The sequence below is a fragment of the Streptomyces sp. NPDC001828 genome (assembly GCF_042892175.1).
Taxonomy (GTDB): domain Bacteria; phylum Actinomycetota; class Actinomycetes; order Streptomycetales; family Streptomycetaceae; genus Streptomyces.
This window is the reverse complement of record NZ_JBIATV010000012.1, coordinates 181,432-205,066: the sequence shown is the minus strand read 5'-3', so window position 1 is coordinate 205,066 and position 23,635 is coordinate 181,432. Positions and strand designations below refer to the sequence as shown.

The window sequence follows — 23,635 nt, the reverse complement described above, 5'->3', positions numbered from 1 at the left end:
CGTCAGGCGGGCCCCGGCGGCGGGAGCGCCGCCTACGCCGCCCACCGGCGCAGGCGGCGCGACGGCCGCAGCAGCAGCGAGAGCGTGACGGACGCGACGAAGGTGGCGCCGAGCAGCGTGATCACGCCGTGGCCCGGGCCGATCGCCGAGTGGGTCAGGAAAGCGCCGAAGAGTCCGGCGAGCGGGCCGACTCCGAGCACCGTGCGCCGGTCGGGCAGCCGGTGCGAGAGCCGGGCCAGGGCGGCCCACGCGAGGGCGAATCCCAGCAGTACGGAGCCAAGGGCTTCCAGCAGCATGTACGTCGCCTCCCAGGGGGTGCGGCCAGGGCGGAACCGGTCACAAGCCGTCCTACCCGAGGCTCGCGGAAAGCAACCCTCCACTCACTGGGAGGAAGCAAGGCGGGCGGGCCCCGCAAGACGTGCGGAAGGGGTGCCACCGGTGTGAACCGGTGGCACCCCTTCCGTGGTGTCTCCGTGTACTACAGGGCGCCGAAGCCCACGCGGCGGACCGAGGGTTCGCCGATTTCCACGTATGCGATCTTGTCGGCCGGCACCAGGACCTTGCGGCCCTTGTCGTCCGCGAGGCTGAGCAGCTGCGCCTTGCCGGCGAGGGCGGCGGCTACCGCGCTCTCGACCTCTTCGGCGGACTGCCCGCTCTCCAGAACGATCTCCCGGGGCGCGTGCTGCACGCCGATCTTGACCTCCACGGCAAAGTCCCTCCGACCTCGTGCGGTGCGCGGTCAGCCGCGCCGTACGCTGCACACACTAGCCCGGGGAGGCGACCGGAAATGGCCGGTCCCTGAACGCCAGGAGCGAACAGAATCCGGGAATGACCGCCCGGAGGCCGCTCAGTGGCCCTCGGTGCCGTGCAGCGGGAAGCCCGCGATGCCGCGCCAGGCCAGCGAGGTGAGCAGCGCCACCGCCTTGTCGCGGGGGATCGTCGACTCGCTGGAGAGCCAGTAGCGGGCCACCACCTGGGAGACACCGCCCAGGCCCACGGCGAGCAGCATCGACTCGTCCTTGGACAGTCCGGTGTCCTCGGCGATGACGTCCGAGATCGCCTCGGCGCACTGGAGGCTGACCCGGTCCACGCGCTCGCGCACGGCCGGCTCGTTGGTGAGGTCCGATTCGAAGACGAGCCGGAAGGCGCCGCCCTCGTCCTCGACGTACGCGAAGTAGGCGTCCATCGTCGCCGCGACCCGGAGCTTGTTGTCCGTGGTCGACGCGAGGGCGGTGCGCACCGCGTGCAGGAGCGACTCGCAGTGCTGGTCCAGGAGGGCCAGGTAGAGCTCGAGCTTGCCGGGAAAGTGCTGGTAGAGCACCGGCTTCGAGACGCCCGCGCGCTCCGCGATGTCGTCCATGGCGGCCGCGTGGTAACCCTGCGCGACGAAAACCTCCTGGGCGGCGCCCAGGAGCTGATTGCGGCGGGCCCGGCGCGGCAGGCGCGTGCCTCGCGGGCGCGCCGCCTCGGTCTGCTCGATGGCTGTCACGCCGCCTCCCAAAGTTGATCTGGTGCGCGATGTACGCGCGCCGCCATCGTACTTTTGGGTAACCCGGCTGTGCGCGGTGCGAACGCAGAATTTCACGGACCGGACGCGCTGGGTAGCCGGAGATACCCGAGGTAAACCGAACAAATCATCGGTAGTCGTCTTCGTCGAGGGCGACCACGCGCGCCTGTTCGACCGCATCGGCCTCGTTGGCGGCGGCCGGATCGACCTGGCTCAGCGGGTCGTCCTGGTCCGGCCGTACGTCGGTGTGCTGCTCGGCGGCGTCCGCCTCGGGGGCCTCCGCGGACAGTTCGGCCGCGCCGTCGGCTACTTCCTGGAAGGTTTCCGGATCGCTGGGATCGACGGACATGACTGCTCCCTTTTCGTCCACTACGAGTGATTCGGGGGCTTCCTTACGAGCCTAGGAGTTCCCCCCGCCCGGCGCTATACGGCCTGTGACGGCGAACACATGAACCACGGTGTGATCGTCTCGTAACATTGCCGCATGTCTTCGACCGAGCTGCCGGAAACCCTCGCCGCTGCCTCACTGGCGCCGAGGGTGGGCGCGGTCGGGGTCGCGGAGGGCGAGGAGCTGCGTTCCGTGAGCCTGCCCGGCCTCACTCTGAACGTCCGGTTCCGGCCCGGCGACGCCCGCCCCGGCCTCGAACCCGCGCTGTACGTCCACGGGCTCGGCGGTTCCTCGCAGAACTGGTCGGCGCTGATGCCGCTGCTCGCCGACCGCCTGGAGGGCGAGGCGCTCGATCTGCCCGGCTTCGGGGACTCCCCGCCGCCGGACGACGGCAACTACTCGATCACCGGCCACGCCCGCGCCGTGATCCGCCTCCTCGACTCGCAGGACCGCGGCCCGGTCCACCTCATCGGCAACTCGCTGGGCGGCGCGGTCTCCACCAGGGTCGCGGCCGTACGCCCCGACCTGGTGCGCACCCTCACCCTGGTCTCGCCCGCGCTGCCGGAGATCCGCGTCCAGCGCAGCGCCTGGCCCACCGCGCTCGTCGCGCTGCCCGGCGTGGCCTCGCTGTTCGCGCGGCTGACCAAGGACTGGAACGCCGAGGACCGCACCCGCGGAGTGATGGCCCTCTGTTACGGGGATCCCGGCCGGGTCAGCCCCGAGGGATTCGAGGCCGCCGTGCACGAAATGGAGCGGCGCCTCCAACTGCCGTACTTCTGGGACGCGATGGCCCGCTCGGCCCGTGGCATCGTGGACGCGTACACCCTGGGGGGCCAGCACGGTCTGTGGCGGCAGGCGGAGCGGGTGCTCGCGCCGACGCTGCTCGTGTACGGCGCGCGCGACCAGCTCGTCTCGTTCCGGATGGCCCGCCGGGCGGCGGCCGCCTTCCGGGACTCGCGGCTGCTGACCCTGCCCGATGCCGGGCACGTGGCGATGATGGAGTACCCCGAGACGGTCGCGCAGGCCGTGCGGGAGCTGATCGACGACAGCGCCGGCGGGGGCCACCGCGGCGACGACCGAGGAAACAGGAGCTGATCCGGGGCGTGGGACGACACAGCCGACCCAACGAGTCCGGCGACGCGGCGCCGATACCCCAGGCGCCGCCGGCCCCCGAGGCCGGGCAGTCCGTCGCCTCCGGCGGCGGCCGGCGCAGACGGCAGGCCCCGGGCGAGCCCGGCGACGACCGGCACGCCACCGGCACCCCCGCCTTCGGCACGCCGGAGGTGCGCGGCGGGCATCCCCAGCACCACGAGGACGGGCCGGCGAACGCCGCCAAGCCCCGCTACGGCGACTGGCACGGCAAGCCGCGCCCGGCCAGGCTCGGCACCCCCTACAACACCGGAGGCCCGCGCATTCCGGGCCCGCGCCGCTCCTACACCGACGCCTTCGACAAGCCGGGGCCCGAATCCGGCCCCCGTGCCGGTTCCGGCGCGGATCCCGGCGACACCGGGAAGGCGCGCACCATCGGCGTTCCGGCGCAGCTGCGCGAGGAGCCGCCCTCACCCGAGGCGAAGCCGAAGGCGCCCAAGGGCTCCAAGGTGTCCAAGGGGCGGACGTTCACCGGGATCGCGGCCGCCGCGGTGACCACCGTGCTCGCGGTCGTCGTCGCCGGACAGGTCACCTCCGCCGGGGACAAGCACGACGCGGCCGGCCGGTCCGCGGGCGAGAAGGGCCGCGACGACGACGGCTCGGCCTCCCGGGGCAGCGGCCGCTCCACCCCGCAGGCCGCCCCGGCGGTGCTGACGTACGACCAGAAGATGGCCCAGCAGTACCCGATGGCCCCGGCGCTCAAGGCGTCGGGCAGGTTCGACACCGTGCCCGGGTTCGACGCGGCGCCCGGCAAGGGCCACAAGTACCGCTACCAGGTGGACATCGAGCAGGGGCTCGGCCTGGACGGGGCCCTGTTCGCCCAGGCCGTGCAGCAGACCCTGAACGACGACCGCAGCTGGGCGCACGGCGGGGACATGACCTTCGAGCGGATCTCCTCCGGCAAGCCGGACTTCGTGGTCACCCTGGCGAGCCCCGGAACCACCGGGGTCTGGTGCGCCAAGTCGGGCCTGGACACCACCGAGGACAACGTCTCCTGCGACTCGGCCGCCACCGACCGCGTGATGATCAACGCGTTCCGCTGGGCCCAGGGCTCGGTGACGTACGGCTGGGGCAACGCGATGTTCACCTATCGCCAGATGCTCATCAACCACGAGGTCGGCCACCGGCTCGGACACAACCATGTGAGCTGCCGCACGCCCGGCGCGCTCGCCCCGGTGATGCAGCAGCAGACCAAGTCCCTGGACATCGACGGGATCAAGTGCCGGCCCAACCCCTGGGTGTATCCGAAGAGTTGATCACGCACAGGTGCGACACGTCCCAGAATGTGGGACGGCCGTCTCGTTCTCGATTGACAGTGGACAGCCGGTCGTTCATATTTCTCGGCATGTCGCACCGTCACGCCACCCCCGAACGCGCCGCCATCGAGCTGGCGCTCATCGGCGTGACCGGGCACAGCGTGGCCGACATTCTCTGTAGCTGACGCCGTCCCGAGCGCGTTCGACTTTCCTTTTCCCTTTTTGCGCCCGGGCATTTCCGTGCTTCCGCACGGTCTCCGCACACGGGCGCAGCCACCCCCCTTTTCCCTTTTGGTGCTGTGGGCGCCCGTTTCCGCCGCCCTGCCCAGCAGTCACCGAGAGGTCTACTTCCGATGCGTCACACGTCCATTTCGTCGGGGAATGTCGCAAGAGCGGCCGCGATAGCCGTGGTTCTCGCCGTGGGCGCCGTCGCCTGCGGCCCCGAGGACAGCGGCGCCAAGGACGCCGGATCCGGGGCGTCCGGCACGCCCCACAAGGGCGGCGCGCTCAGCGTCCTCAACAACGAGGCGCAGACCGACTTCGACCCGGCGCGGCTCTACACCTCCGGCGGCGGCAACGTCCCCTCGCTCGTCTTCCGCACCCTGACCACGCGCAAGCGCGCGAACGGCGCCGAGGGCACGAAGGTGGTGCCCGACCTCGCCACCGACACGGGCCGGCCCAACGCGGACGCCACCGTGTGGACGTACACGCTCAAGGACGGCCTCAAGTACGAGGACGGCAGCCCGATCACCACCGCCGACATCAAGTACGGCATCGAGCGTTCCTTCGCGGCCGAACTCTCGGGCGGTGCACCGTACTTGAGGGACTGGCTGGTCGGCGGGGCGAAGTACGAGGGCCCGTACAAGGACGGCGGCAAGGGCCTCGGCTCGATCGAGACGCCGGACGCGAAGACCATCGTGTTCCACCTGAACAAGCCCGAGGGCGAGTTCCCCTTCCTGGCCACCCAGACGCAGTTCGCGCCGGTCCCCAAGGCCAAGGACAACGGCACCAAGTACGAGGAGCACCCCGTCTCCTCGGGCCCGTACAAGGTCGTCAAGAACGAGAACGACGGCGAGCACCTGGTCCTGGAGCGCAACCCGAACTGGTCCGAGGCGACCGACCCCGAGCGCAAGGCCTACCCGGACACCATCGACGTGCGCTCCGGGCTCGACCAGGCCGTCATCAACCAGCGGCTCTCCGCCTCGCAGGGCCCGGACGCGGCCGCCGTCACCACCGACACCAACCTGGGCCCGGCCGAGCTCGCCAAGGTCACGAGCGACAAGCAGCTCGCCGCGCGGGTCGGCACCGGGCACTTCGGCTACACCAACTACATCGCGTTCAACCCGAACGTGAAGCCGTTCGACAACCCCAAGGTCCGCCAGGCCATCGCGTACGCGGTCGACCGCACCTCGGCCGTCAACGCCGTGGGCGGCTCCTCGCTCGCCGAGCCCGCCACCACCTTCCTGCCGAACCAGAAGGCCTTCGGCTACACCCCGTACGACCCGTTCCCGGCGGGCGCGTCCGGCAACGCCGACAAGGCCAAGGAGCTCCTGAAGGAGGCGGGCTACGCCGACGGCCTGACCGTCACGCTCACCCACTCCAACGCCAAGGGCGGCCCCAAGGGGCCCGAGGTCGCCACCGCCCTCCAGGACGCCCTGAAGAAGGCGGGCGTCACCGTCAAGCTCCAGGGCCTCGAAGGCAACGACTACAACGACACCGTCGCCAGCGCGAAGAAGGAGCCCGGGTTCTTCCTGCGCGGCTGGGGAGCGGACTGGCCCTCCGGCGGCCCGTTCCTCGCGCCGATCTTCGACGGCCGCCAGATCGTCCGGGACGGCGCCAACTTCAACACCGGCTTCCTGGACGACGCCTCCGTCAACAGCGAGATCGACGAGATCAACAAGCTGACCGACCTGACCGCCGCCGCCCCGCGCTGGGGCGCGCTCGACAAGAAGATCGGCGAGCAGGCCGTGGTCGTGCCGCTGTTCCACCCCGTCTACAAGCGGCTGGTCGGCAAGGACGTCAAGAACGTCGTCATCAGCGACTGGACCGGCGTGCTCGACATCTCGCAGGTAGCGGTCAAGTAGCCATGTCCGAAGCCCTGTTGGCCACCGGGGCGGGCGTCGTCGCGCCCGCCCCCGGCGGCCGTCTCTTCTGGCGGCGGCTGCGCGCCCAGCGCGCGGTCACCGCCGCCGTGGCCGTCTTCGCCCTGCTCGTCCTGGTCGCGCTCGCGGCCCCGCTGCTCACCGCACTCGAAGGCCAGGACCCCAACGCCTACCACCCCACCCTCGTCGACTCCGCGAGCGGCGGCGTGCCCATCGGCTCGTTCGGCGGCATCAGCGGCGACCACTGGCTCGGCGTCGAGCCGCAGACCGGCCGCGACCTGTTCGCGCGCATCGTCTACGGCGCCCGCGTCTCGCTCGGGGTCGCCTTCGTGGCCACCCTCATCCAGGTCGCGCTCGGCGTCGGACTCGGCCTGCTCGCCGCGCTCGGCGGCCGCTGGGCCGACCAGATCGTCAGCCGCGTCACCGACGTGGCGGCCGCCCTGCCCATGCTCGTCATCACCCTCGGCCTGCTCGCCGTGGCCCCCGCCTCGATCCCGAGGCCGGTCCTGATCACGCTGATCATCGCCGGGCTCGGCTGGTTCGGCACCTCGAAGATCGTGCGGGCCGGCGCCCTCTCGCTCAAGACCCTGGACCACGTATCGGCGGCCCGGCTCAGCGGCTGGAGCACCTGGGCGATCGCCCGCCGCGAGCTGCTCCCCGCGCTCGCCGCTCCCGTGATCACGTACGCGGTCCTGCTCGTCCCCAGCAACGTGGTGGCCGAGGCGGCCCTGTCCTTCCTCGGCGTCGGCATCAAGCCGCCCACTCCGTCCTGGGGCCAGATGCTCACCGACGCCAACACGTGGTACCAGGCGGCGCCGACCTATCTGCTCCTGCCGGCCGGGCTGCTCTTCATCACCGTCCTCTCGCTCACCATGATCGGCGAGGGCGTCCGCACGGCCCTCGACCCGAGGGCGGAGTCGAGGCTGAGGGTGGGCACGAGCAAGCAGGACAGGACCACCCGAATCAGCAAATCCCTTGAGGAGAAGGCAAGTTGAACGGCTTCACGGGCTTTCTGCTGCGGCGGATCGCCGGAGCCGTCTTCGTGCTCCTCGCCCTCTCCGTCGTCGTGTACGCCGTGTTCTACGTGGCCCCCGGCAACGTCGCCCAGATCGTCTGCGGCGAGCGCTGCTCACCGCAACAAGTCGCCCTGGTGCACGACAAGTTGGGGCTCGGCGACCCGCTGTACCTCCAGTACGGCCACTTCATCCAGGGCATCTTCGCCGGACGCGACTTCTCCTCCGGCACCGGAGTGGTGCACTGCTCCGCGCCCTGCCTCGGCCAGTCCTACCGCACCGACGAGCAGGTCACCGACCTCATCCTCGCCAAGCTCCCCGTCACCGGTTCGCTGGTGGTCGGCGCGTTCGCGCTGTGGCTGCTCATCGGCGTCGGCACCGGGGTGCTCTCCGCGTGGAAGCGCGGGGGAGTCGTCGAGCGGCTGCTCACCTGGCTGACCCTGGCCGGCACGTCGACGCCGGTGTTCGTCATCGGCCTGCTGCTGATCATCATCCTCTGCTCCACGCTCCAGTGGCTGCCGTTCCCGCAGTACGTGCCGTTCACGGACAACCCGGAACAGTGGTTCTGGGGCCTGCTGCTGCCGTGGTTCTCCCTGGCGCTGATCGAATCGGCCAAGTACGCGCGGCTGACCCGGAGTTCGATGCTGGAGACGCTCGCCGAGGACCATGTGCGCACGTTCCGCGCGTACGGGCTCACCGAACGGGCCATCGTCGGGCGCCACGCGCTGCGCGGCGCGGTCGCCCCCGTCATCGCGCTCAGCGCGCTCGACGCGGGCACGATGTTCGGCAGCGCGGTGCTCACCGAGACGCTCTTCGGCATCCCGGGCATCGGCCGCCAGCTCGTCGAGTCGGTGCGCACGGTCGACCTGCCGGTGGTGGTCGGCGTGGTCCTGACCACCGGATTCTTCGTGGTGCTTGCCAATGCCGTCGCGGACGTCCTGTACGCGATGGCTGATCGACGGGTGGTGCTGTCATGACACCGGTTCCTGCTGACGCGCCGCTGGTGGAGGTCTCGGACCTGCACATCTCCTTCGGCGAGGTTCGGGCCGTCGACGGCCTCTCCTTCACGCTCGAACCCGGCGCGGCCCTCGGCGTGGTCGGCGAGTCCGGCTCCGGCAAGAGCGCGTCGGCGTACGCGCTGCTCGGCCTCCACCGGGGCACGGGGGCGCGGGTCTCGGGCGCGGTCCGGGTGGCCGGGGTGGACGTGACAGCCGCCTCCGACGCCGAACTCCGGTCCCTGCGGGGCGGGTTGGCGGCGATGGTCTTCCAGGACCCGCTGTCCTCGCTCGACCCGTACTACACGATCGGCGACCAGATCGCGGAGGTGTACCGGGTGCACAAGGGGGGCTCGCGGCGGGCCGCCCGGGCTCGGGCGGTCACGGTCCTGGACCGGGTCGGCATCCCGGACGCCGCGCGCAAGTCCCGTTCCCGTCCGCACGAGTTCAGCGGCGGGATGCGGCAGCGGGCCCTCATCGCGATGGCCCTCGCGTGCGAGCCGCGCCTGCTGATCGCGGACGAGCCGACGACGGCGCTCGACGTGACCGTCCAGGCGCAGATCCTCGACCTCCTGCACGATCTGCGGCGCGATACGGGCCTCGGGCTGCTGCTGGTCACCCATGACGTGGGGGTCGCGGCGGAGAGCGTGGACGAGGTGCTGGTGATGCGGGCGGGTCGGGAGGTGGAGCGGGGCCCGGTGGGCTCGGTCCTGGCGTCCCCGAGGGAGCCCTACACGAAGGCGCTGCTGTCAGCGGTGCCGCGGCTTTCCCCCACCCCGCCCCTCCCCGAAACCCTCCGGGGGTATGAGTCGGCGAGCGGGTCTCCTGGGGCTCCGCCCCAGACCCCGCCCGCGCCTGAACGGCGCTCGTCCTCAAACGCCGGACGGGCTGAACATGCCGCCGAGCCCGAGCCCGACCCCGCCGGGGGCGCGGGGAACCGCGCGATCAGCCACGCGCGGTCCGCGGCCGTACCGTCCCCCCGGAGGGTTTCGGGAAGGGGCGGGGAGGGGAGTCAGTCCGCCGCAGGCGGGGAGGTCGTGGTCGAGGCCGTGGGCGTCCGCAAGAGGTTCGGGCGGGGCCGCGCCGCGTTCGACGCCGTCGGCGGCGTCGACCTCCGGGTCCGCCGGGGCGAAACCCTCGGCATCGTGGGCGAGAGCGGCAGCGGCAAGACCACCCTGGGCCGCATGCTCGTGGGGCTGCTCGAACCCAGCGCCGGACACGTCACCCGCACCGGCTCCGTGCAGATGGTGTTCCAGGACCCCGTCTCCTCCCTCAACCCCCGCCGCTCCATAGGCGAATCCGTGGCCGACCCCCTGCGCGCCGCCGGCGAACGCGACGACACCCGCATCCGGGCCCGCGTCGCCGAGCTCCTGGCGCGCGTCGGGCTCGACCCGGACCGCTACGACGGCTACCCGCACGAGTTCAGCGGCGGCCAGCGCCAACGGGTCGGCATCGCAAGGGCGTTGGCCGCCGAGCCGAAGCTCATCGTCTGCGACGAACCCGTATCGGCCCTCGACGTCACCACCCAGGCCCAAGTCACCGCCCTGCTGGCCGAGTTGCAGCAGGAATTGGGCCTCGCGCTGGTCTTCGTCGCGCACGACCTCGCCGTGGTGCGGCAGGTCAGCGACCGGGTCGCCGTCATGCGGCAGGGCCGGATCGTGGAGGAGGGCGAGGTGGACGTGGTGTACGGAGAGCCGAAGGACCCCTACACCCGGCAGCTGCTCGCCGCCGTCCCCTCCCTCGATCCCGCCCTCGCGGCCGTCCGCCGCGCGGCCCGCCGGGAGGAAGCGGCCGTGGTGTAGCCCTGCGTGACCGAATCGCACCGTAGCGCGACCGAACGCCATCAGGTCGGGAAAGTTACGTGCATTCACCCCTTCTGGTGGCGCGATGGACAACCGTCCGTCGCGCCATCGGCATATCCGCATACGTTCTTCCCGCTGCGAGTCCCCGTTGCCCACGGGGGCCGCCCACAAGGGAGATCGGGGGTGCGCACATGCGGATCGGACTGCTGACGGATGGCGGTTATCCGTACACGACCGGCGAGTCGAGGCTGTGGTGCGACCGGCTCGTGCGCGGGCTCGCGCGGCACGAGTTCGACATATTCGCGCTGAGCCGAAGCCGCGAGCAGGAGGAGCGGGGCCTGGTCGCGCTGCCGCCCCAGGTGCGCCGGGTGCGCACCGCTCCGCTCTGGGCCGCCGACCGCCACCCCACCGGGCGCGGGCGCGCCGAGCGCGGCTACGGACGGCGCGAACGCCGGGAGTTCGCAGCCCACTTCGAGCACCTCGCCACGGCCCTGTGCGCCGAAGGGGCCGACGATCCCGGCGAGCCGGACGGCTTCGCCGAAGGGCTCTACGGGCTCGCGGGCCTCGCCCGGGAACACGCCGGGCTCGGTGGCGAGCTCCGCTCCGAGACGGCCGTCCGCATCCTGGAGGCCGCCTGCCGGGCGCCCGGCGCGAACCGGGCCGTCCGGGCCGCCCGGGTACCCGACCACCTCGCCTTCGCGGGCCTCCTGGAGCGCGCCCTGCGCCCGCTCTCCCTCGACTGGTACGGCGACGACGCCCTCGGCGCGGCCGACCTCAGCCACGCCACGTCCGGCGGCAGCGCGGCCCTGCCCGGGCTCCTGGCCAAACGCTTCTGCGGGGTGCCGCTCCTGGTCACCGAGTACGGGGTCCAACTGCGCGCCCAGTACCTCGCGAACGGTCAACTGGCCGCACCCGTAAGGGCGTTGCAGGCCGGGTTCCAGCGGCGTCTGGCCGCCGAGGTGTACGCGAAGGCCGCGCTCGTCACCCCCGGCAACACCCACGGCCGCCGCTGGCAGGAGCGCTGCGGAGCCGACCGCGCCAAGCTGCGCACGGTCTACCCCGGCATGTCCGCCGACCGCTTCCATGCGGTGGGCGAAGGCGCGTACGGCGGCGACCCGCACACGCTGGTGTGGGTCGGCCGGATCGAGCCCGCCAAGGACCTCGTCGCGCTGCTGCACGCCTTCGCCGAGGTCCGCAGGGCCGAGCCCGAGGCCCGTCTGCGCCTGATCTCCGCCCCCGCCGAGGGTGCCGAGGCCGTCGGCTATCTCGCGCACTGCCGCGCGCTCGCCGCCCAGCTCTTCCCGGACGAGGCGGCCGGTGCCCACGCCGTCGGCGACAACCCCGTCTCGTTCGAGGAGCTCGGCGGCCCCGAGGCCCCCGACCTGGCCGCCGCGTACGCCGCCGGAAGCGTCGTCGTCCTGTCCAGCGTCGTCGAGGGCTTCCCGCTCAGCCTCGTCGAGGCCATGTTCTGCGGCCGGGCCACCGTCTCCACCGACACCGGGGCCGTCGTCGAGGTCATCGGCGGTACGGGCCTGGTGGTGCCGCCGCGCAATCCGCGCGCCCTGGCCGACGCCTGTGTGGCCCTGCTGCGCGACCCCGAGCGGCGCTCGCGCCTGGGCGCCGCCGCCCGCGCCCGCGCGCTCGAACTGTTCACCGTCGAGCAGAACATCGCGGCATTTCGCGGCATTTACCTGGAGCTCATGTCGCACAACCCCGTCCACCGCGAGAGCGCCGGCCGGGCGGCCGCGCCCCAGCCCTTCGCGCACCCCGCCGAGGCCCATGTGCCCGGCCGCTGGGCCGCCACCAGTGCGACCCGGGTGCCGAACACCGCTGAACCGAAGCCGAGTCGGGCCACCGGACCGCTCGCCGTCCTGATGCGCGAACGCCTCGACATCGCGGAGGAAGGTGCGGGCGCGTGACCGACTTCCCCACCACCACCCGGCGCGGCCCCGCCGACCCCGTCAAGGCGCTCATGCACCGACACCGCGAACTCTGCGAACGCGCCGTCGACCCGCTGGAGATCGCGGCCGGCCTCGAAGCGCACGGCGTCACCGACCGGACCGCCGCGCGCTTCCGCCACCGCGACGTCTTCTCGCTCGCCGAAGAGCTCTACGCCCGGGTGCCCCGGAGCGCCGAAATCGCGCTTCCCGCAAGGGAGTTGACCCATCCGGCCGCCGGATGGGCGCTGTGGTCCCTGCTGCCCGGCGTCGTCTGCCTCCTCGCCGTCACGGGCGTCCAGCTCACCACCGGCGGAATCCGTCTGGCGGCCGGCGCGCTCGGCGCCGCCGCCTTCGCGGTGGCCCTCACCCTGACCCTGCGGCGCGGCCCCCTGCGGGCCGGGCCGGGCGCCCGGCCGGTCGCGCGCCTCTGCGCCGGGTGGCTCATGGCGTACGCGGTCGGTGGTGACGGGCTGCTCTCCGACGCCCTGCGCGGCGGCCCCGACGGGCTCTGGGCGCTCGACCCGGCGGCCGCCACCGGCCTCGCCTTCTCTGTCGCCCCCGCGATGTGGTGCGCGCACCTCTTCTCCGTGCAGGCACGCAAGAAGCTCGCCTCCAGCCGAGGCCTCGCGGACTTCTCGGGACGCTCCCGCCCGCTGCTCCTCGCGACCGTGGCCCTGTTCGTCGGCGGCCTGAGCGCCTGCCTGGCCGTCGCCCAACTCGCCCACGGATCAGGTGCGTTCGCGGCCAGTGTCGCGCTCGGGGTGCTGCTCTGGCTCGCCCGGCTGCTCGCCGCGCACGGCTTCTCCGCCGCCGCCACCAAGGTGCTCGCCGCCGCCGCGGCCGCCGAACTCCTCGCGCTGGCAACCGTGTTCGCCGGACGGTTGCCCGGTCTCACCCTCCTCGGCCGTCCCGTGGACGCCGCCGTACAGATCTGGGGCGCCGGGGCGGTGCCCGCCGCGGTGTGCGGCGCCGCCGCCCTCGCCCTGCTCGCCCGAGCCGCCGCCGTACTGGCCCGCGCCTCGGCCCACTGTGACCAGTGAGGCGCCCGATGAACGACGCGCCCACCCCACCGAAGCGCCGACCTCGCCTGCCCGCCTTGAGGACCGGGCGAGAAGGCAATTGAAGGAGAACGACACATGACCGCCCTGCCCCCGGCCTCCCGCCGCCCGCACGGAAGGACCGTGCGATGAGGGTGCTGCTGCTCGGAGCCAACGGATACCTCGGCCGCTTCGTCGCCGACCGCCTGCTCGCCGACCCCGCCGTCCAGCTCACCGCCCTCGGGCGCGGCGACGACGCCGACGTGCGGTTCGACCTCGCCACCGGCAGCCCGGGAGCCCTGACCCGCTTCCTCGACGCCGTACACCCCGGAGTCGTGGTGAACTGCGCCGGAGCCACCCGGGGCGGCGCCCGCGAGCTGACCCGGCACAACACCGTCGCCGTCGCCACCGTCTGCGAGGCGCTGCGGCGCAGCGGCTGCGGCGCCCGCCTGGTGCAGATCGGCTGCGCGTCGGAGTACGGGCCCTCGCAGCCCGGCTCCTCCACCGCCGAGGACGCGGTGCCGCGCCCCGGCGGCCCGTACGGCGTCTCCAAGCTCGCCGCGACCGAACTGGTCCTCGGCTCCGGGCTCGACGCGATCGTGCTGCGCGTCTTCTCGCCCGTCGGCCCCGGCACCCCCGCCGGCTCACCGCTCGGCCGCCTCGCCGAGGCGATGCGGCGCGCCATGCAGTCCGGCGACGGGGAGCTGAAGCTCGGCGGTCTCGGCGTCCAGCGGGACTTCGTCGACGTACGCGATGTGGCGCGGGCCGTGCACGCCGCGTCGCTCTCCGCAGCCCAGGGCGTGGTCAACATCGGCACCGGCCGCTCGGTGAAGCTGCGCGACGCGGCCGCCGTCCTTGCCAGGGTCGCCGGCTACGCGGGCGCCCTGCACGAGCTCGACGGCCCGCCCGCCATGCGGCCCGGCCTCATCGGCTCGCCGCGCTCGGGCGAGGCCGCCCTCGAACACCTCGCGGCCCCCGCCCCCTACCCCGACGGCTGCGGCAGCTGGCAGCAGGCGGACGTGCGCACCGCCCGCGACCGGCTCGGCTGGCGGCCCCGGATCAACCTGGAGGAATCGCTCGCCGACATCTGGATGGAGGCGGCATGTCGAATCTGACCCGCGTCCAGGGGCAGCGCGCGGCGACCGGCGCCGGCCGGCTCGGCCTCGGCGTCCCCGGCTACGCCCACCCGCTGGTCGCCCCCGTCGAATGGGCCGAACTCACCCGCCCCGGAACGCCGTTGCACTGGGCCGTGCTCAATGTGTCCGGCGGGACCCCGGGCGGCCCGGGCAGCAGGCCCGACCCGCACTGCCTCGAAGCGGTGGGCAGACTCCGCAACGCCGGGATCCGGGTGCTCGGCCACCTCGACGCGGCGTACGGCAGCCGCCCCTTCGGCGAGCAGGTCTCCGAGGCGCACCGCTATCTCGACTGGTACCGGGTCGACGGCTTCCTCCTGGACCGCTGTCCCGCAGAGCGAGACGGGCTTCCCGAAATGCGGAGGGTCGCCGACACCCTCCGGGCCCTGCGCGAAGGCGCCCACCTGGTCTTCGGGCACGGGACCCACCCGTACCCGGGATATGCGGAGACCGCCGACCAGCTGGTCACCTTCAGCGGAACCTGGCACGACTACCGCTGGTCGCAGGTGGCCGAATGGACCGCCGAATACCCGCCGGAGCGCTTCTGCCACCTGGTGCACGGGGTGCCCAGAACACATCTGGAGGAGGCGCTGCGGATCGCCCGCTGGCAGGGGGCGGGCACGATCTACTTCACGGACCGCCTCGACCGACCCCGCCAGCGAAACGGACAGATCAACCCATTCGAGGCACTGCCCGGCTACTGGGACGAAATCGTCTCGCGGATCGGACCCGGTATCTCGGAATGAGGGGGAGCGTGGCAGTGTTACGGAGAGAACAACCGTACTGACTTACCGACCGACGGAGTTTCCGTGTCGCTGCCACCCCTGGTCGAGCCAGCAGCTGAGCTCACCGTAGACGAGGTCCGCAGGTATTCGCGCCACCTGATCATCCCCGACGTCGGGATGGACGGGCAGAAGCGGCTGAAGAACGCGAAGGTGCTCGCCGTGGGCGCCGGCGGGCTCGGCTCCCCGGCCCTGATGTACCTGGCCGCAGCCGGTGTCGGCACGCTCGGCATCGTGGAGTTCGACGAGGTCGACGAGTCGAACCTGCAGCGGCAGATCATCCACAGCCAGGCCGACATCGGCCGCTCCAAGGCCGAGTCCGCACGGGACACGGTCAAGGGCATCAACCCGTACGTGAACGTGATCCTCCACGAAGAGCGGCTCGAAGCCGAGAACGTGATGGAGATCTTCAGCCAGTACGACCTGATCGTCGACGGCACGGACAACTTCGCGACCCGCTACCTCGTCAACGACGCGTGCGTGCTGCTCAACAAGCCCTACGTGTGGGGTTCGATCTACCGCTTCGACGGCCAGGCCTCGGTGTTCTGGTCCGAGCACGGCCCCTGCTACCGCTGCCTCTACCCGGAGCCCCCGCCGCCGGGCATGGTCCCGAGCTGCGCCGAGGGCGGCGTGCTCGGCGTGCTGTGCGCGTCGATCGGCTCCATCCAGGTCAACGAGGCCATCAAGCTCCTCGCGGGCATCGGCGAGCCGCTGGTCGGCCGCCTGATGATCTACGACGCCCTGGAGATGCAGTACCGCCAGGTGAAGGTCCGCAAGGACCCCAACTGCGCGGTCTGCGGCGAGAACCCGACCGTCACCGAGCTCATCGACTACGAGGCCTTCTGCGGCGTCGTGTCCGAGGAGGCCCAGGAAGCGGCCATGGGCTCGACGATCACTCCCAAGCAGCTCAAGGAGTGGATCGACGCGGACGAGAAGATCGAGATCATCGACGTCCGCGAGCCGAACGAGTACGAGATCGTCTCGATCCCGGGCGCGAAGCTGATCCCGAAGAACGAGTTCCTGATGGGCACGGCGCTCCAGTCGCTCCCGCAGGACAAGCGCATCGTCCTGCACTGCAAGACGGGCGTCCGCTCGGCGGAGGTCCTCGCGGTCCTCAAGTCCGCGGGGTTCGCCGACGCGGTCCACGTGGGCGGCGGCGTGATCGGCTGGGTCAACCAGATCGAACCGGAGAAGCCGATTTACTGAGGCGTGGCTTTCGACTGCGAGCCGTTCGCGCAGTTCCCCGCGCCCCCAAAAAAGCATGGCCGAAGGGGCGGCCCCGCACGCATGGTGCGGGGCCGCCCCTTCGGCCATGCTGCGGCGTCAGCCCTGCTAGGGGCGCGGGGAACGGCGCGACCAGCCCCCACCGGCCCGCAGCCGAGAAGCAGGAAACCCGTTTACTGGCACACCGCCCCAGCAGAGGGCACCTTTCCGTCCAGGAGATAAGAGTTCACCGCGCTCTGCACACACTTGTTGCCGCTGTTGTACGCCCCGTGCCCCTGGCCCTTGTAGGTGAGCTCCACCCCGACGCCGGGGCCCAGCTTGTCCACCATGTTCTTGGCGCCCTGGTACGGCGTCGCCGGGTCGCCCGTGTTGCCGACGACCACGATCGGGGCCGCGCCCGGCGCGCTCACGTCGGGGGTGGTCCACTGGCCGGCGACCGGCCACGCGGAGCAGCCCATCAGGCCCCAGCCCATGAAGTCGCCGAAGACCGGCGAGGCCCTGTGGAACTCGGGCAGCTTGGCCTTCGTCTGCTCCAGCGTGTAACGCTGTTTGAAATCAGCGCAGTTGATGGCCGCGTTGGCCGCCTGGATGTTGCTGTACGTGCCGTCCTTGCTCCGCCCGTTCATCGCGTCCGACAGGGCGAGCAGCAGCGCGCCGTTGCCGCCCTCGGCCTCGTCGACGCCCTGCTCCAGGAGCTGCCAGTACTCCTTGGAGTACAGCGCCTGCGCGATGCCGTTCGTGGCCTGGGTCTGGCCGAGTTGGCGCCCGCTGTTGCCGGCCGGGATCGGCTTGGTGTTGAGCCGGGCGAGCAGCTTGACGATGACGTCCTCGACCTCCTTGACGTTCGCGCCGCGCAGCAGGCACTTGTCGCCGCGGTTCACACAGTCCTGCGCGAAGTTGTCGAGGGCGAGCTGGAAGCCCTTGGCCTGGCCGATCGCGCCCTGCTCGACGTCGCTGGTGGGGTCGACGACGGCGTCGAAGACGGCCCGCCCGACGTTCTTCGGGAACAGATGGGCGTAGACGCCGCCGAGCTCGGTGCCGTACGAGATCCCCATGTAGTACAGCTTCGGGTCGCCCACGACCTGGCGCAGCAGGTCCATGTCGCGGGCGGCGCTGGTGGTGCCGACGTGGGGGAGGACCTTGCCGGAGTTGTCCTCGCAGGCGCCGGCGAACGACTTGAGTCCGTCGACGTACGCCTTCTCCTTGGCGGCGTCGTCGGGGGTGGCGTCCTGTGAGAAGTAGGTGTCGAGCTGGGAGTCGTTCTCGCACTGGACGGGGGCGCTGGCACCGACGCCGCGCGGGTCGAAGCTGACCAGGTCGTAGCGGGCGCGCAGGGCGCCGTAGTCGGTCGCGGCGGCGGGCAGGGTCGTGACGCCCGAGCCGCCGGGGCCGCCGAAGTTGAAGATCAGCGAGCCGATGCGGTGGTCCTTGTCGGTGGCCTCGGCGCGGATGAGGGCGATGTCGATCGTGCCGGCCTTGGGGTCGGCGTAGTCGAGCGGCGCCTTCATGGTGGCGCACTTCCACTCGCCGCCGCCGGGCGGTGGCGAGGGCGCCGAGCCCGTGCCCTCGGCCGCGGTGGGCGCCGCGCACGCCTTCCAGTTCAGCTTCTGGGTGGCGAGCCTGGAGACGTCGGCGGTGCCGGAGGTGAGCCCGCCGTCGTCCTTCGCCCCGCCGGAACAGCCGACGGCGGCGAGCAGTACGGCGGCGGCGCTGAACGCGGCGGCCCGGTTCCGCCCTCGCGGGGCACGGTGGTGTTCCATTCCCCCATCCTGCGGCGCGGGGCCGGGGGGCGCGCGAGCGGGGCGGCCCATCAGGGTGGCGCGCCCGGCCGCGCGCCGGCCGCGCGCCCGCTCAGCCGGGAACGCCCACCGGCGCCGCCCGGGCCACCCGGTCCGCCGCCGCGAACCCCGTCGCCACGCACGCCGCGATGCCGACGCCCTCGTACGCCGCGCCGCACACTTCGAGGCCGGGCAGCCGGGCGATGTCCTCGCGGATGCGGGCCAGGCGGGCGGCGTGGCCCACCGTGTACTGGGGCAAGCCCCGCTCCCAGCGGCTGACCCGGGCCGCGAGCGGCTCGCCGATCGGCCCCGCCGCGTGGTGCAGGTCGTTCAGGGCGGTCCGGACGAGGTGGCGGTCGGGGCGGTCGAGGAGGTGCTCCTCGCCGGCCCGGCCGATCGAGGCGCGCAGCATGAAGAGGTGCGGGGCCGCGTCGGCCTGCCAGCGCCACTTGTTGGACAGGAAGGTGGCCGCCTTCACGGTGTGACCGTCCACGGGCGGCACGAGGAAGCCGTTGCCGCCGGGCAGCCCGCCGAGCCCCGCCCGGTCGCGCGCGAACGCCATCGTCACCACGGCCGTGCTCGCGTACTCGATCGCGGCGAGGTCGGTGTGCGCGACCGGCGCGTGCGGGCGCAGGAGGGCCGCCGCGGCGAAGGCGGGCACCGCGAGGATCACCGCGTCGGCGGCGAGCAGCAGCGGCCCGTCGGCGGTTACCGCCTGGACCCGCCAGGTGCCGGACCCGGTGCGCTCCAGGGCCCGTACGGTCGTCCCCGTCAGGACGCGGGCCCCGCTCGCCCGGGCGACGGCGAGCGGCAGTCGCCCGGTGCCGCCCTCGATGCCGCGCACGAAGGAACCCCTGGGGCGCGGGCGGCCGTGCAGTGCGGGCAGCAGCGGCGCGCCGCGCTCGGCGATGCCCGCGATGCCCGGCATCGCCGAGCGCAGGGACAGGGCGTCGGTGCTGCCCGCGTACACACCGCCGAGCAGCGGTTCCACCAGGCGGTCCACCGCCTCGCGGCCGATCCGCTCGGCGAGGTAGGCGGCGATGGCGACGTCCTCGGTGACGGGGGCGGCGGGGCGTGACGGCTCCTGGTGCAGCCGGGCGAGGCCCTCGTCCGACAGGAGCCCGGTGCCGGCGAGCGCCGCCGGGTCGGACGGGATGCCGAGCACGTGCCCGGCCGGCATCGGGCGCAGGGCGCCGCGCGTCCACACGGTCACCGGCGCGGCCGCCGGGTCGGCAAGGGCCCGGCCGAGGCCGACCGCCTCGGCGAGGTCGACCGCCTCGGGCCGCAGCGCCATCACGGACTCGGCGCCCTCGTCGACGGCCACCCCGGCCAGCGTGCCGGTGCGGAGCTTGCCGCCGACCCTCGCCCCGCTCTCCAGGACGGTGACCTCGGCGCGGCCGCGCAGCTGCCAGGCGGCGGCGAGGCCGCTGATGCCCCCGCCGATGATGATGACCGATCGCTTCGATGTCATGGGGCCAGCTCTCGCAGGTCGTCTCGATGGGGGAAGCTGCCGGGCTCGTACGCGCACCACGGGTCGGCGGCGAGCACATCGCCGGTCAGTCCGTACGCGCGTGAACGCGAGCCCCCGCACACGGTGTTGAACTCGCAGCGCCCGCACTTGCCGCGCAGCAGCGCGGGGTCGCGGAGCACGGCGAACAGGGCGGAGCCGCGGTAGATCTCGGCCAGCGGATGGTGCTTCACATTGCCGGCCGAGACGGGCAGGAAGCCGCTGGGGTGGACCTCGCCGGTGTGCGAGACGAAGACGAAGCCCCGGCCCGACGACACGTCCATCGGGGGCCGGCGCACCGGACGCCCCTCGCCCTCGAAGAACCCCAACTCCCTTGCGCGGACCATCAGTTCGCGGTGCAACGGGCCGAGCTCCGGTTGCTCGCCGTGCCGGGCCAGGATCGCGCGCTGGAGGGCGACGCGGCGGAAGTGGTGGCCCTCCGTCGTCTTCGTGGCGATCATCGAGCCGCAGTCGTGCAGGAAGTGCAGCACGTCCTCGATCTCGTCCGGGGTCAGTGCGTCGAGGTCCGCGCCGCGCCCGGTCGGCACCAGGATGAACCCGGACCACAGCATCGCGCCCTCGCGCCGCACCAGGGCCGCGATGTCGGCGAGGTCGGGCAGGCTCGTGCGGGTGACGGTGGTGTTGATCTGCACCTTGAGGCCGAGCTCGCGGGCCGTGCGCCAGCCGTCCAGGGTCCAGTCGAAGACGCCGTCGACGCCCCGGAAGGCGTCGTGCCGCCCGGCCGTCGACCCGTCGAGGGACAGCGAGAGCGCCACGGCGCCCGCGTCGCGCACCGCCGTCAGGTTCGCGCGGGTCAGGGTCGGGGTGCCGGACGGCGAGACCGCGACCCGCAGCCCGAGTGAAGTGCCGTACGCGACCAGCTCGTTGAGGTCGGCGCGCTGGAACGGGTCGCCGCCGGTGATGACGAACAGGGGGCCCGGCTTCCCGAACGCGGCGATCTGGTCCATCAGGCGCCGGGCGTCCACCCCGTCGAGCTCGCCCGGGTCCCGGTCCGGCTGGGCCTCGGCGCGGCAGTGCAGACAGGCGAGCGGGCAGGCCCGGGTGGCCTCCCAGATGACGATGAAGGGCCGCTCCGCCACGGCGTGCCGGGGCCTGCGGACGAGGGTGCGCCCGCTCATCGCACCTTCTCCCAGCCGCGCCGGTCCTCCCGGTTGGCCGTGAGCTTCGGATCGCGGCGCCGGTAGACGACGTACGGGCGGAACAGGTACTGCACCGGAGCGCTGAACATGTGCACCAGGCGCGAGTACGGGATCAGCGCGAACAGCGTGAAGCCGAACAGGATGTGCAGCTGGAAGGCGAGGGGGGCCGCGCCCATCAGGTGGTAGTCCGGCTGGAAGGTGAACAGCGAGCGGAACCAGATCGAGATGCCCTCGCGGTAGTTGTAATCCCCGGTCGCGCCCGTCGAGTTGAGGATCGTCGCCGTCAGGCCGAGCACCATCGCGCCGAGCAGGAACGTGTACATCAGGTGGTCGCTGCGCAGGGTCGCCCCGCGCACCGCGGGGACCTTGAAGCGGCGGAAGACCAGGATGCCGATGCCGGCCGCCGCCGCGACGCCCGCGACCGCGCCCGTCGACACGGCGAGCAGGTGGTAGGTGTGATCGCTGACGCCGACCGCGTCCGTCCAGCTCTGCGGGATCACCAGGCCCACCACATGGCCGAGCACCACGAAGAGCATCCCGAAGTGGAACAGGGGCGAGCCGATGCGCAGCAGCCGGGACTCGTGGACCTGGGTGGAGTGGGTGGTCCAGCCGAACCGGTCGTAGCGGGCCCGCCAGAAGGTGCCCGCGATCAGCAGGGCGATCGACACATAGGGCAGTACGCCCCACAGGAGCAGATCCATCAGGATGCCTTCCTCTCGGGGAAGCCGGGCCAGGGGAGTTCGACACCGGGCCCGAACGGCTCAAGACCCACGGTCTCCTGCGGGGGGCCCGCCTTGGCCAGCGCCTTGGCCTCGGCCTTCGTCGTGGGCGAGGCCCCCGGCAGGGTCGCGCAGACCGCTTCGAGGACATCGGCGTAGGGGGTGCCGTTCTCGGTCAGGGCGAGCCGTAGCAGTTCCAGGCCCGCGCGGTGCTCCTGGAGCAGCCGGGTGCCGGACTCCTCGTGGCGCCCGGCGAACTCAAGGGCGGCGGGCAGGAAGTCGGGCAGCTCCTCGTGGCTGAACTCCAGGCCGTGGTCACGGTAGATCCGCTTCATGCGGACCAGCGAGAGCCCCCGGCGGCGGGTGTCGCCGTCGGTCCACCACGTCAGATACAGGCAGCGCCGGTTACGGGTGTCGAAGGTGGAGGTGTAGTGCGCGGCCAGGTCGAGCGGGTCGGTGGCCGCCGCGATGTCCACGAAGGCCTGGAGCCGCTCGGCGGCGGCGCCCGGACTGCGCCGCAACGCCTCCCGCAGCAGCGGGAGTTGAGCGTGGAACACCTCGTCGGGGTAGCGCAGACAGCGGGCCGCGACCAGGCGCAGGACGGCTGAGGTGCCGGCGGTCATGCGGTCCTCCGCGTGGGCGAGAGGTTCAACAGGACGCGTCCCGGAGCGACTTCGCCGACCGGACACGTCTCGTCGAGCGGGTGGGAGTCGGCGAGGGCGTCGGCGTCGGCGCGGGCGGCGCTCGGCACGACGTAGCGGTCCTCGTACTTGGCGATCGCGAGCAGCCGGAACAGGTCCTCCATCTCGGGGCCGGTCAGGCCCACGGCGCCGGCAATGGACTCGTCGCGCTCCTCGCCGAGGTTGACGCGCCGCATGTAGGCGCGCATCGCGGCCATCCGGCGCAGCACCGCCTCCACGGGGTAGGTGTCGCCCGCGGTCAGGAGTTCGGCCAGGTACTCCACCGGGATCCGCATGGCGTCGATCGCGCCGAACAGGTTCCCGGCGTCCTCGCCGTCGTGGCCGCTCGCGGCGACCGCCTCGACGACCGGCGACAGCGGCGGCACGTACCAGACCATCGGCATCGTGCGGTACTCCGGGTGCAGCGGCAGGGCCACCTGGTAGGTGGCGATCAGGTCGTACACGGGGGAGCGGCGGGCCGCCTCGATCCAGTCGTGGGTGATGCCCGAGGCCTTGGCCGCGGCGACGACCGCCGGGTCGTTCGGGTCGAGGAAGCACTCCAACTGGCTCGGATACAGGTCGTGTTCGTCCTCGACTGCGGCCGCCTCGGCCACCTTGTCGGCGTCGTACAGCATCACGCCGAGGTAGCGCATGCGGCCGACGCAGGTCTCCGAGCAGACGGTCGGCAGGCCCACTTCGAGGCGCGGGAAGCAGAAGGTGCACTTCTCGGACTTGCCGGTGGCGTGGTTGAAGTAGACCTTCTTGTACGGGCAGCCCGTCACGCACATCCGCCAGCCGCGGCACGCGTCCTGGTCGACCAGGACGATGCCGTCCTCCTCGCGCTTGTACATCGCGCCCGACGGGCACGAGGAGACGCACGCGGGGTTGAGGCAGTGCTCGCAGACGCGCGGCAGATAGAACATGAAGCTCTGCTCGAACTCGAAGCGGATCTTCTCGCCGACCTCGTCGCGGATCTTCTCCACGATGGGGTCGAGCGGGGCGTTCTGGGGCGCGCCGCCCAGGTTGTCGTCCCAGTTCGGGCCCCACTCGATCTTGTCGACGGGCTCGCCGGTCAGGCTGGAGACGGGCCGCGCGACCGGCAGGTCGTCGCCCGCCGGGGCGTCTGTCAGGTTCTTGTACTCGTACGTCCAGGGCTGGTAGTAGTCGTCGATCTCGGGCAGCTCGGGGTTGGCGAAGACCTGGCCCAGGCGCTTGAGGCGGCCGCCCGCGCGCAGGCGCAGCTTGCCGGAGCGGGTGCGCTCCCAGCCGCCCTTCCACTTCTCCTGGTCCTCCCAGCGGCGCGGGTAGCCCTGCCCCGGGAGGGTCTCGACGTTGTTGAACCAGACGTACTCGGTGCCCTGCCGGTTGGTCCACGCCTGCTTGCAGGTGACCGAGCAGGTGTGGCATCCGATGCACTTGTCGAGGTTCATGACCATCGCGATCTGGGCCATGACGCGCATGAG

General features: G+C 72.3%; 22 protein-coding genes. 12 read left to right on the top strand and 10 right to left on the bottom strand.

From position 1 onward, the window contains the following. Positions 1-32: 32 nt before the first annotated feature. From ACFYZA_RS29715 to ACFYZA_RS29700, 4 genes are all read right to left on the bottom strand, one after another. Positions 33-296, bottom strand: coding sequence for a hypothetical protein (locus ACFYZA_RS29715; RefSeq protein ID WP_382598556.1), 264 nt, complete (start codon positions 294-296; stop codon positions 33-35). A gap of 182 nt (positions 297-478) precedes the next feature. Beyond that, on the bottom strand, positions 479-706 hold the full coding sequence (locus ACFYZA_RS29710; RefSeq protein WP_382598558.1) for a DUF3107 domain-containing protein: 228 nt from the start codon (positions 704-706) through the stop codon (positions 479-481). 141 nt (positions 707-847) lie between these two features. Further along, complete coding sequence (locus tag ACFYZA_RS29705; protein ID WP_100574954.1) at positions 848-1,489, bottom strand: TetR/AcrR family transcriptional regulator; 642 nt, start codon at positions 1,487-1,489, stop codon at positions 848-850. A 145-nt stretch (positions 1,490-1,634) separates the two neighbouring features. After that, positions 1,635-1,856 carry a hypothetical protein gene (locus ACFYZA_RS29700; RefSeq protein WP_388493704.1) on the bottom strand — a complete coding sequence of 74 codons (222 nt, stop codon included), beginning with the start codon at positions 1,854-1,856 and terminating at the stop codon, positions 1,635-1,637. 135 nt (positions 1,857-1,991) lie between these two features. On the opposite strand from ACFYZA_RS29700, the gene ACFYZA_RS29695 reads away from it, so the two are divergent. The 12 genes from ACFYZA_RS29695 (at position 1,992) to moeZ (ending at position 16,310) form a co-directional block, all read left to right on the top strand. Next, positions 1,992-2,990, top strand: coding sequence for an alpha/beta fold hydrolase (locus ACFYZA_RS29695; RefSeq protein WP_388493703.1), 999 nt, complete (start codon positions 1,992-1,994; stop codon positions 2,988-2,990). 8 nt (positions 2,991-2,998) lie between these two features. Beyond that, a complete protein-coding gene (locus ACFYZA_RS29690; RefSeq protein ID WP_388493702.1) occupies positions 2,999-4,300 on the top strand; it encodes a DUF3152 domain-containing protein in 1,302 nt (433 codons plus the stop codon). A gap of 89 nt (positions 4,301-4,389) precedes the next feature. Continuing rightward, positions 4,390-4,485, top strand: coding sequence for an Ms4533A family Cys-rich leader peptide (locus ACFYZA_RS29685; RefSeq protein WP_317617795.1), 96 nt, complete (start codon positions 4,390-4,392; stop codon positions 4,483-4,485). 168 nt (positions 4,486-4,653) lie between these two features. Then, positions 4,654-6,384, top strand: coding sequence for an ABC transporter substrate-binding protein (locus tag ACFYZA_RS29680; RefSeq protein ID WP_388493700.1), 1,731 nt, complete (start codon positions 4,654-4,656; stop codon positions 6,382-6,384). A gap of 2 nt (positions 6,385-6,386) precedes the next feature. Next, positions 6,387-7,397, top strand: a complete 1,011-nt coding sequence (locus ACFYZA_RS29675; protein WP_388493699.1) for an ABC transporter permease — start codon at positions 6,387-6,389, stop codon at positions 7,395-7,397. Further along, positions 7,394-8,392 (top strand): ABC transporter permease, encoded by a 999-nt coding sequence (locus ACFYZA_RS29670; protein ID WP_382598569.1) that lies wholly within the window; start codon positions 7,394-7,396, stop codon positions 8,390-8,392. Before ACFYZA_RS29675 ends, ACFYZA_RS29670 begins: the two co-directional genes overlap by 4 nt. After that, complete coding sequence (locus tag ACFYZA_RS29665) at positions 8,389-10,212, top strand: dipeptide ABC transporter ATP-binding protein (protein WP_388493697.1); 1,824 nt, start codon at positions 8,389-8,391, stop codon at positions 10,210-10,212. The genes ACFYZA_RS29670 and ACFYZA_RS29665 overlap by 4 nt, the downstream gene beginning before the upstream one ends. 191 nt (positions 10,213-10,403) lie before the next feature. Next, positions 10,404-12,131, top strand: coding sequence for a DUF3492 domain-containing protein (locus ACFYZA_RS29660; RefSeq protein ID WP_388493696.1), 1,728 nt, complete (start codon positions 10,404-10,406; stop codon positions 12,129-12,131). Then, positions 12,128-13,192 (top strand): hypothetical protein, encoded by a 1,065-nt coding sequence (locus tag ACFYZA_RS29655; RefSeq protein ID WP_388493694.1) that lies wholly within the window; start codon positions 12,128-12,130, stop codon positions 13,190-13,192. Before ACFYZA_RS29660 ends, ACFYZA_RS29655 begins: the two co-directional genes overlap by 4 nt. Positions 13,193-13,338: 146 nt before the next feature. Next, positions 13,339-14,304 (top strand): NAD-dependent epimerase/dehydratase family protein, encoded by a 966-nt coding sequence (locus ACFYZA_RS29650; protein WP_388493693.1) that lies wholly within the window; start codon positions 13,339-13,341, stop codon positions 14,302-14,304. Next, on the top strand, positions 14,292-15,068 hold the full coding sequence (locus ACFYZA_RS29645) for a spherulation-specific family 4 protein (protein ID WP_382598579.1): 777 nt from the start codon (positions 14,292-14,294) through the stop codon (positions 15,066-15,068). The genes ACFYZA_RS29650 and ACFYZA_RS29645 overlap by 13 nt, the downstream gene beginning before the upstream one ends. Positions 15,069-15,131: 63 nt before the next feature. Further along, on the top strand, positions 15,132-16,310 hold the full coding sequence (gene moeZ / locus ACFYZA_RS29640; RefSeq protein WP_382598581.1) for an adenylyltransferase/sulfurtransferase MoeZ: 1,179 nt from the start codon (positions 15,132-15,134) through the stop codon (positions 16,308-16,310). 191 nt (positions 16,311-16,501) lie between these two features. On the opposite strand, the gene ACFYZA_RS29635 is transcribed toward moeZ, so the two are convergent. From ACFYZA_RS29635 to narH, 6 genes are all read right to left on the bottom strand, one after another. Beyond that, a complete protein-coding gene (locus tag ACFYZA_RS29635; RefSeq protein WP_382598351.1) occupies positions 16,502-18,088 on the bottom strand; it encodes an alpha/beta hydrolase in 1,587 nt (528 codons plus the stop codon). Positions 18,089-18,179: 91 nt separating this feature from the next. Continuing rightward, the gene (gene hemG / locus ACFYZA_RS29630) at positions 18,180-19,577 is read right to left on the bottom strand and encodes a protoporphyrinogen oxidase (RefSeq protein ID WP_388493691.1); all 1,398 of its coding nucleotides are present in this window, start codon (positions 19,575-19,577) and stop codon (positions 18,180-18,182) included. After that, a complete protein-coding gene (locus tag ACFYZA_RS29625; protein ID WP_388493690.1) occupies positions 19,574-20,752 on the bottom strand; it encodes a TIGR04053 family radical SAM/SPASM domain-containing protein in 1,179 nt (392 codons plus the stop codon). Before ACFYZA_RS29625 ends, hemG begins: the two co-directional genes overlap by 4 nt. Continuing rightward, positions 20,749-21,474 carry a respiratory nitrate reductase subunit gamma gene (gene narI, locus ACFYZA_RS29620; RefSeq protein WP_388493687.1) on the bottom strand — a complete coding sequence of 242 codons (726 nt, stop codon included), beginning with the start codon at positions 21,472-21,474 and terminating at the stop codon, positions 20,749-20,751. Before narI ends, ACFYZA_RS29625 begins: the two co-directional genes overlap by 4 nt. Then, on the bottom strand, positions 21,474-22,115 hold the full coding sequence (narJ, locus tag ACFYZA_RS29615; RefSeq protein ID WP_382598343.1) for a nitrate reductase molybdenum cofactor assembly chaperone: 642 nt from the start codon (positions 22,113-22,115) through the stop codon (positions 21,474-21,476). Before narJ ends, narI begins: the two co-directional genes overlap by 1 nt. Then, positions 22,112-23,632, bottom strand: coding sequence for a nitrate reductase subunit beta (gene narH / locus ACFYZA_RS29610; protein WP_382598341.1), 1,521 nt, complete (start codon positions 23,630-23,632; stop codon positions 22,112-22,114). Before narH ends, narJ begins: the two co-directional genes overlap by 4 nt. Positions 23,633-23,635 lie beyond the last annotated feature (3 nt).

Excerpts from the sequence above, each read along its gene's own strand:
- ACFYZA_RS29715 (WP_382598556.1), bottom strand. The coding sequence starts at position 296 with ATGCTGCTGGAAGCCCTTGGCTCCGTACTGCTGGGATTCGCCCTCGCG.
- ACFYZA_RS29700 (WP_388493704.1), bottom strand. The coding sequence starts at position 1,856 with ATGTCCGTCGATCCCAGCGATCCGGAAACCTTCCAGGAAGTAGCCGAC.
- ACFYZA_RS29695 (WP_388493703.1), top strand. The coding sequence starts at position 1,992 with ATGTCTTCGACCGAGCTGCCGGAAACCCTCGCCGCTGCCTCACTGGCG.
- ACFYZA_RS29685 (WP_317617795.1), top strand. The coding sequence starts at position 4,390 with ATGTCGCACCGTCACGCCACCCCCGAACGCGCCGCCATCGAGCTGGCG.
- ACFYZA_RS29680 (WP_388493700.1), top strand. The coding sequence starts at position 4,654 with ATGCGTCACACGTCCATTTCGTCGGGGAATGTCGCAAGAGCGGCCGCG.
- ACFYZA_RS29675 (WP_388493699.1), top strand. The coding sequence starts at position 6,387 with ATGTCCGAAGCCCTGTTGGCCACCGGGGCGGGCGTCGTCGCGCCCGCC.
- ACFYZA_RS29665 (WP_388493697.1), top strand. The coding sequence starts at position 8,389 with ATGACACCGGTTCCTGCTGACGCGCCGCTGGTGGAGGTCTCGGACCTG.
- ACFYZA_RS29660 (WP_388493696.1), top strand. The coding sequence starts at position 10,404 with ATGCGGATCGGACTGCTGACGGATGGCGGTTATCCGTACACGACCGGC.
- ACFYZA_RS29650 (WP_388493693.1), top strand. The coding sequence starts at position 13,339 with ATGAGGGTGCTGCTGCTCGGAGCCAACGGATACCTCGGCCGCTTCGTC.
- ACFYZA_RS29645 (WP_382598579.1), top strand. The coding sequence starts at position 14,292 with ATGTCGAATCTGACCCGCGTCCAGGGGCAGCGCGCGGCGACCGGCGCC.
- ACFYZA_RS29635 (WP_382598351.1), bottom strand. The coding sequence starts at position 18,088 with ATGGAACACCACCGTGCCCCGCGAGGGCGGAACCGGGCCGCCGCGTTC.
- hemG (WP_388493691.1), bottom strand. The coding sequence starts at position 19,577 with ATGACATCGAAGCGATCGGTCATCATCATCGGCGGGGGCATCAGCGGC.
- ACFYZA_RS29625 (WP_388493690.1), bottom strand. The coding sequence starts at position 20,752 with ATGAGCGGGCGCACCCTCGTCCGCAGGCCCCGGCACGCCGTGGCGGAG.
- narI (WP_388493687.1), bottom strand. The coding sequence starts at position 21,474 with ATGGATCTGCTCCTGTGGGGCGTACTGCCCTATGTGTCGATCGCCCTG.
- narJ (WP_382598343.1), bottom strand. The coding sequence starts at position 22,115 with ATGACCGCCGGCACCTCAGCCGTCCTGCGCCTGGTCGCGGCCCGCTGT.
- narH (WP_382598341.1), bottom strand. The coding sequence starts at position 23,632 with ATGCGCGTCATGGCCCAGATCGCGATGGTCATGAACCTCGACAAGTGC.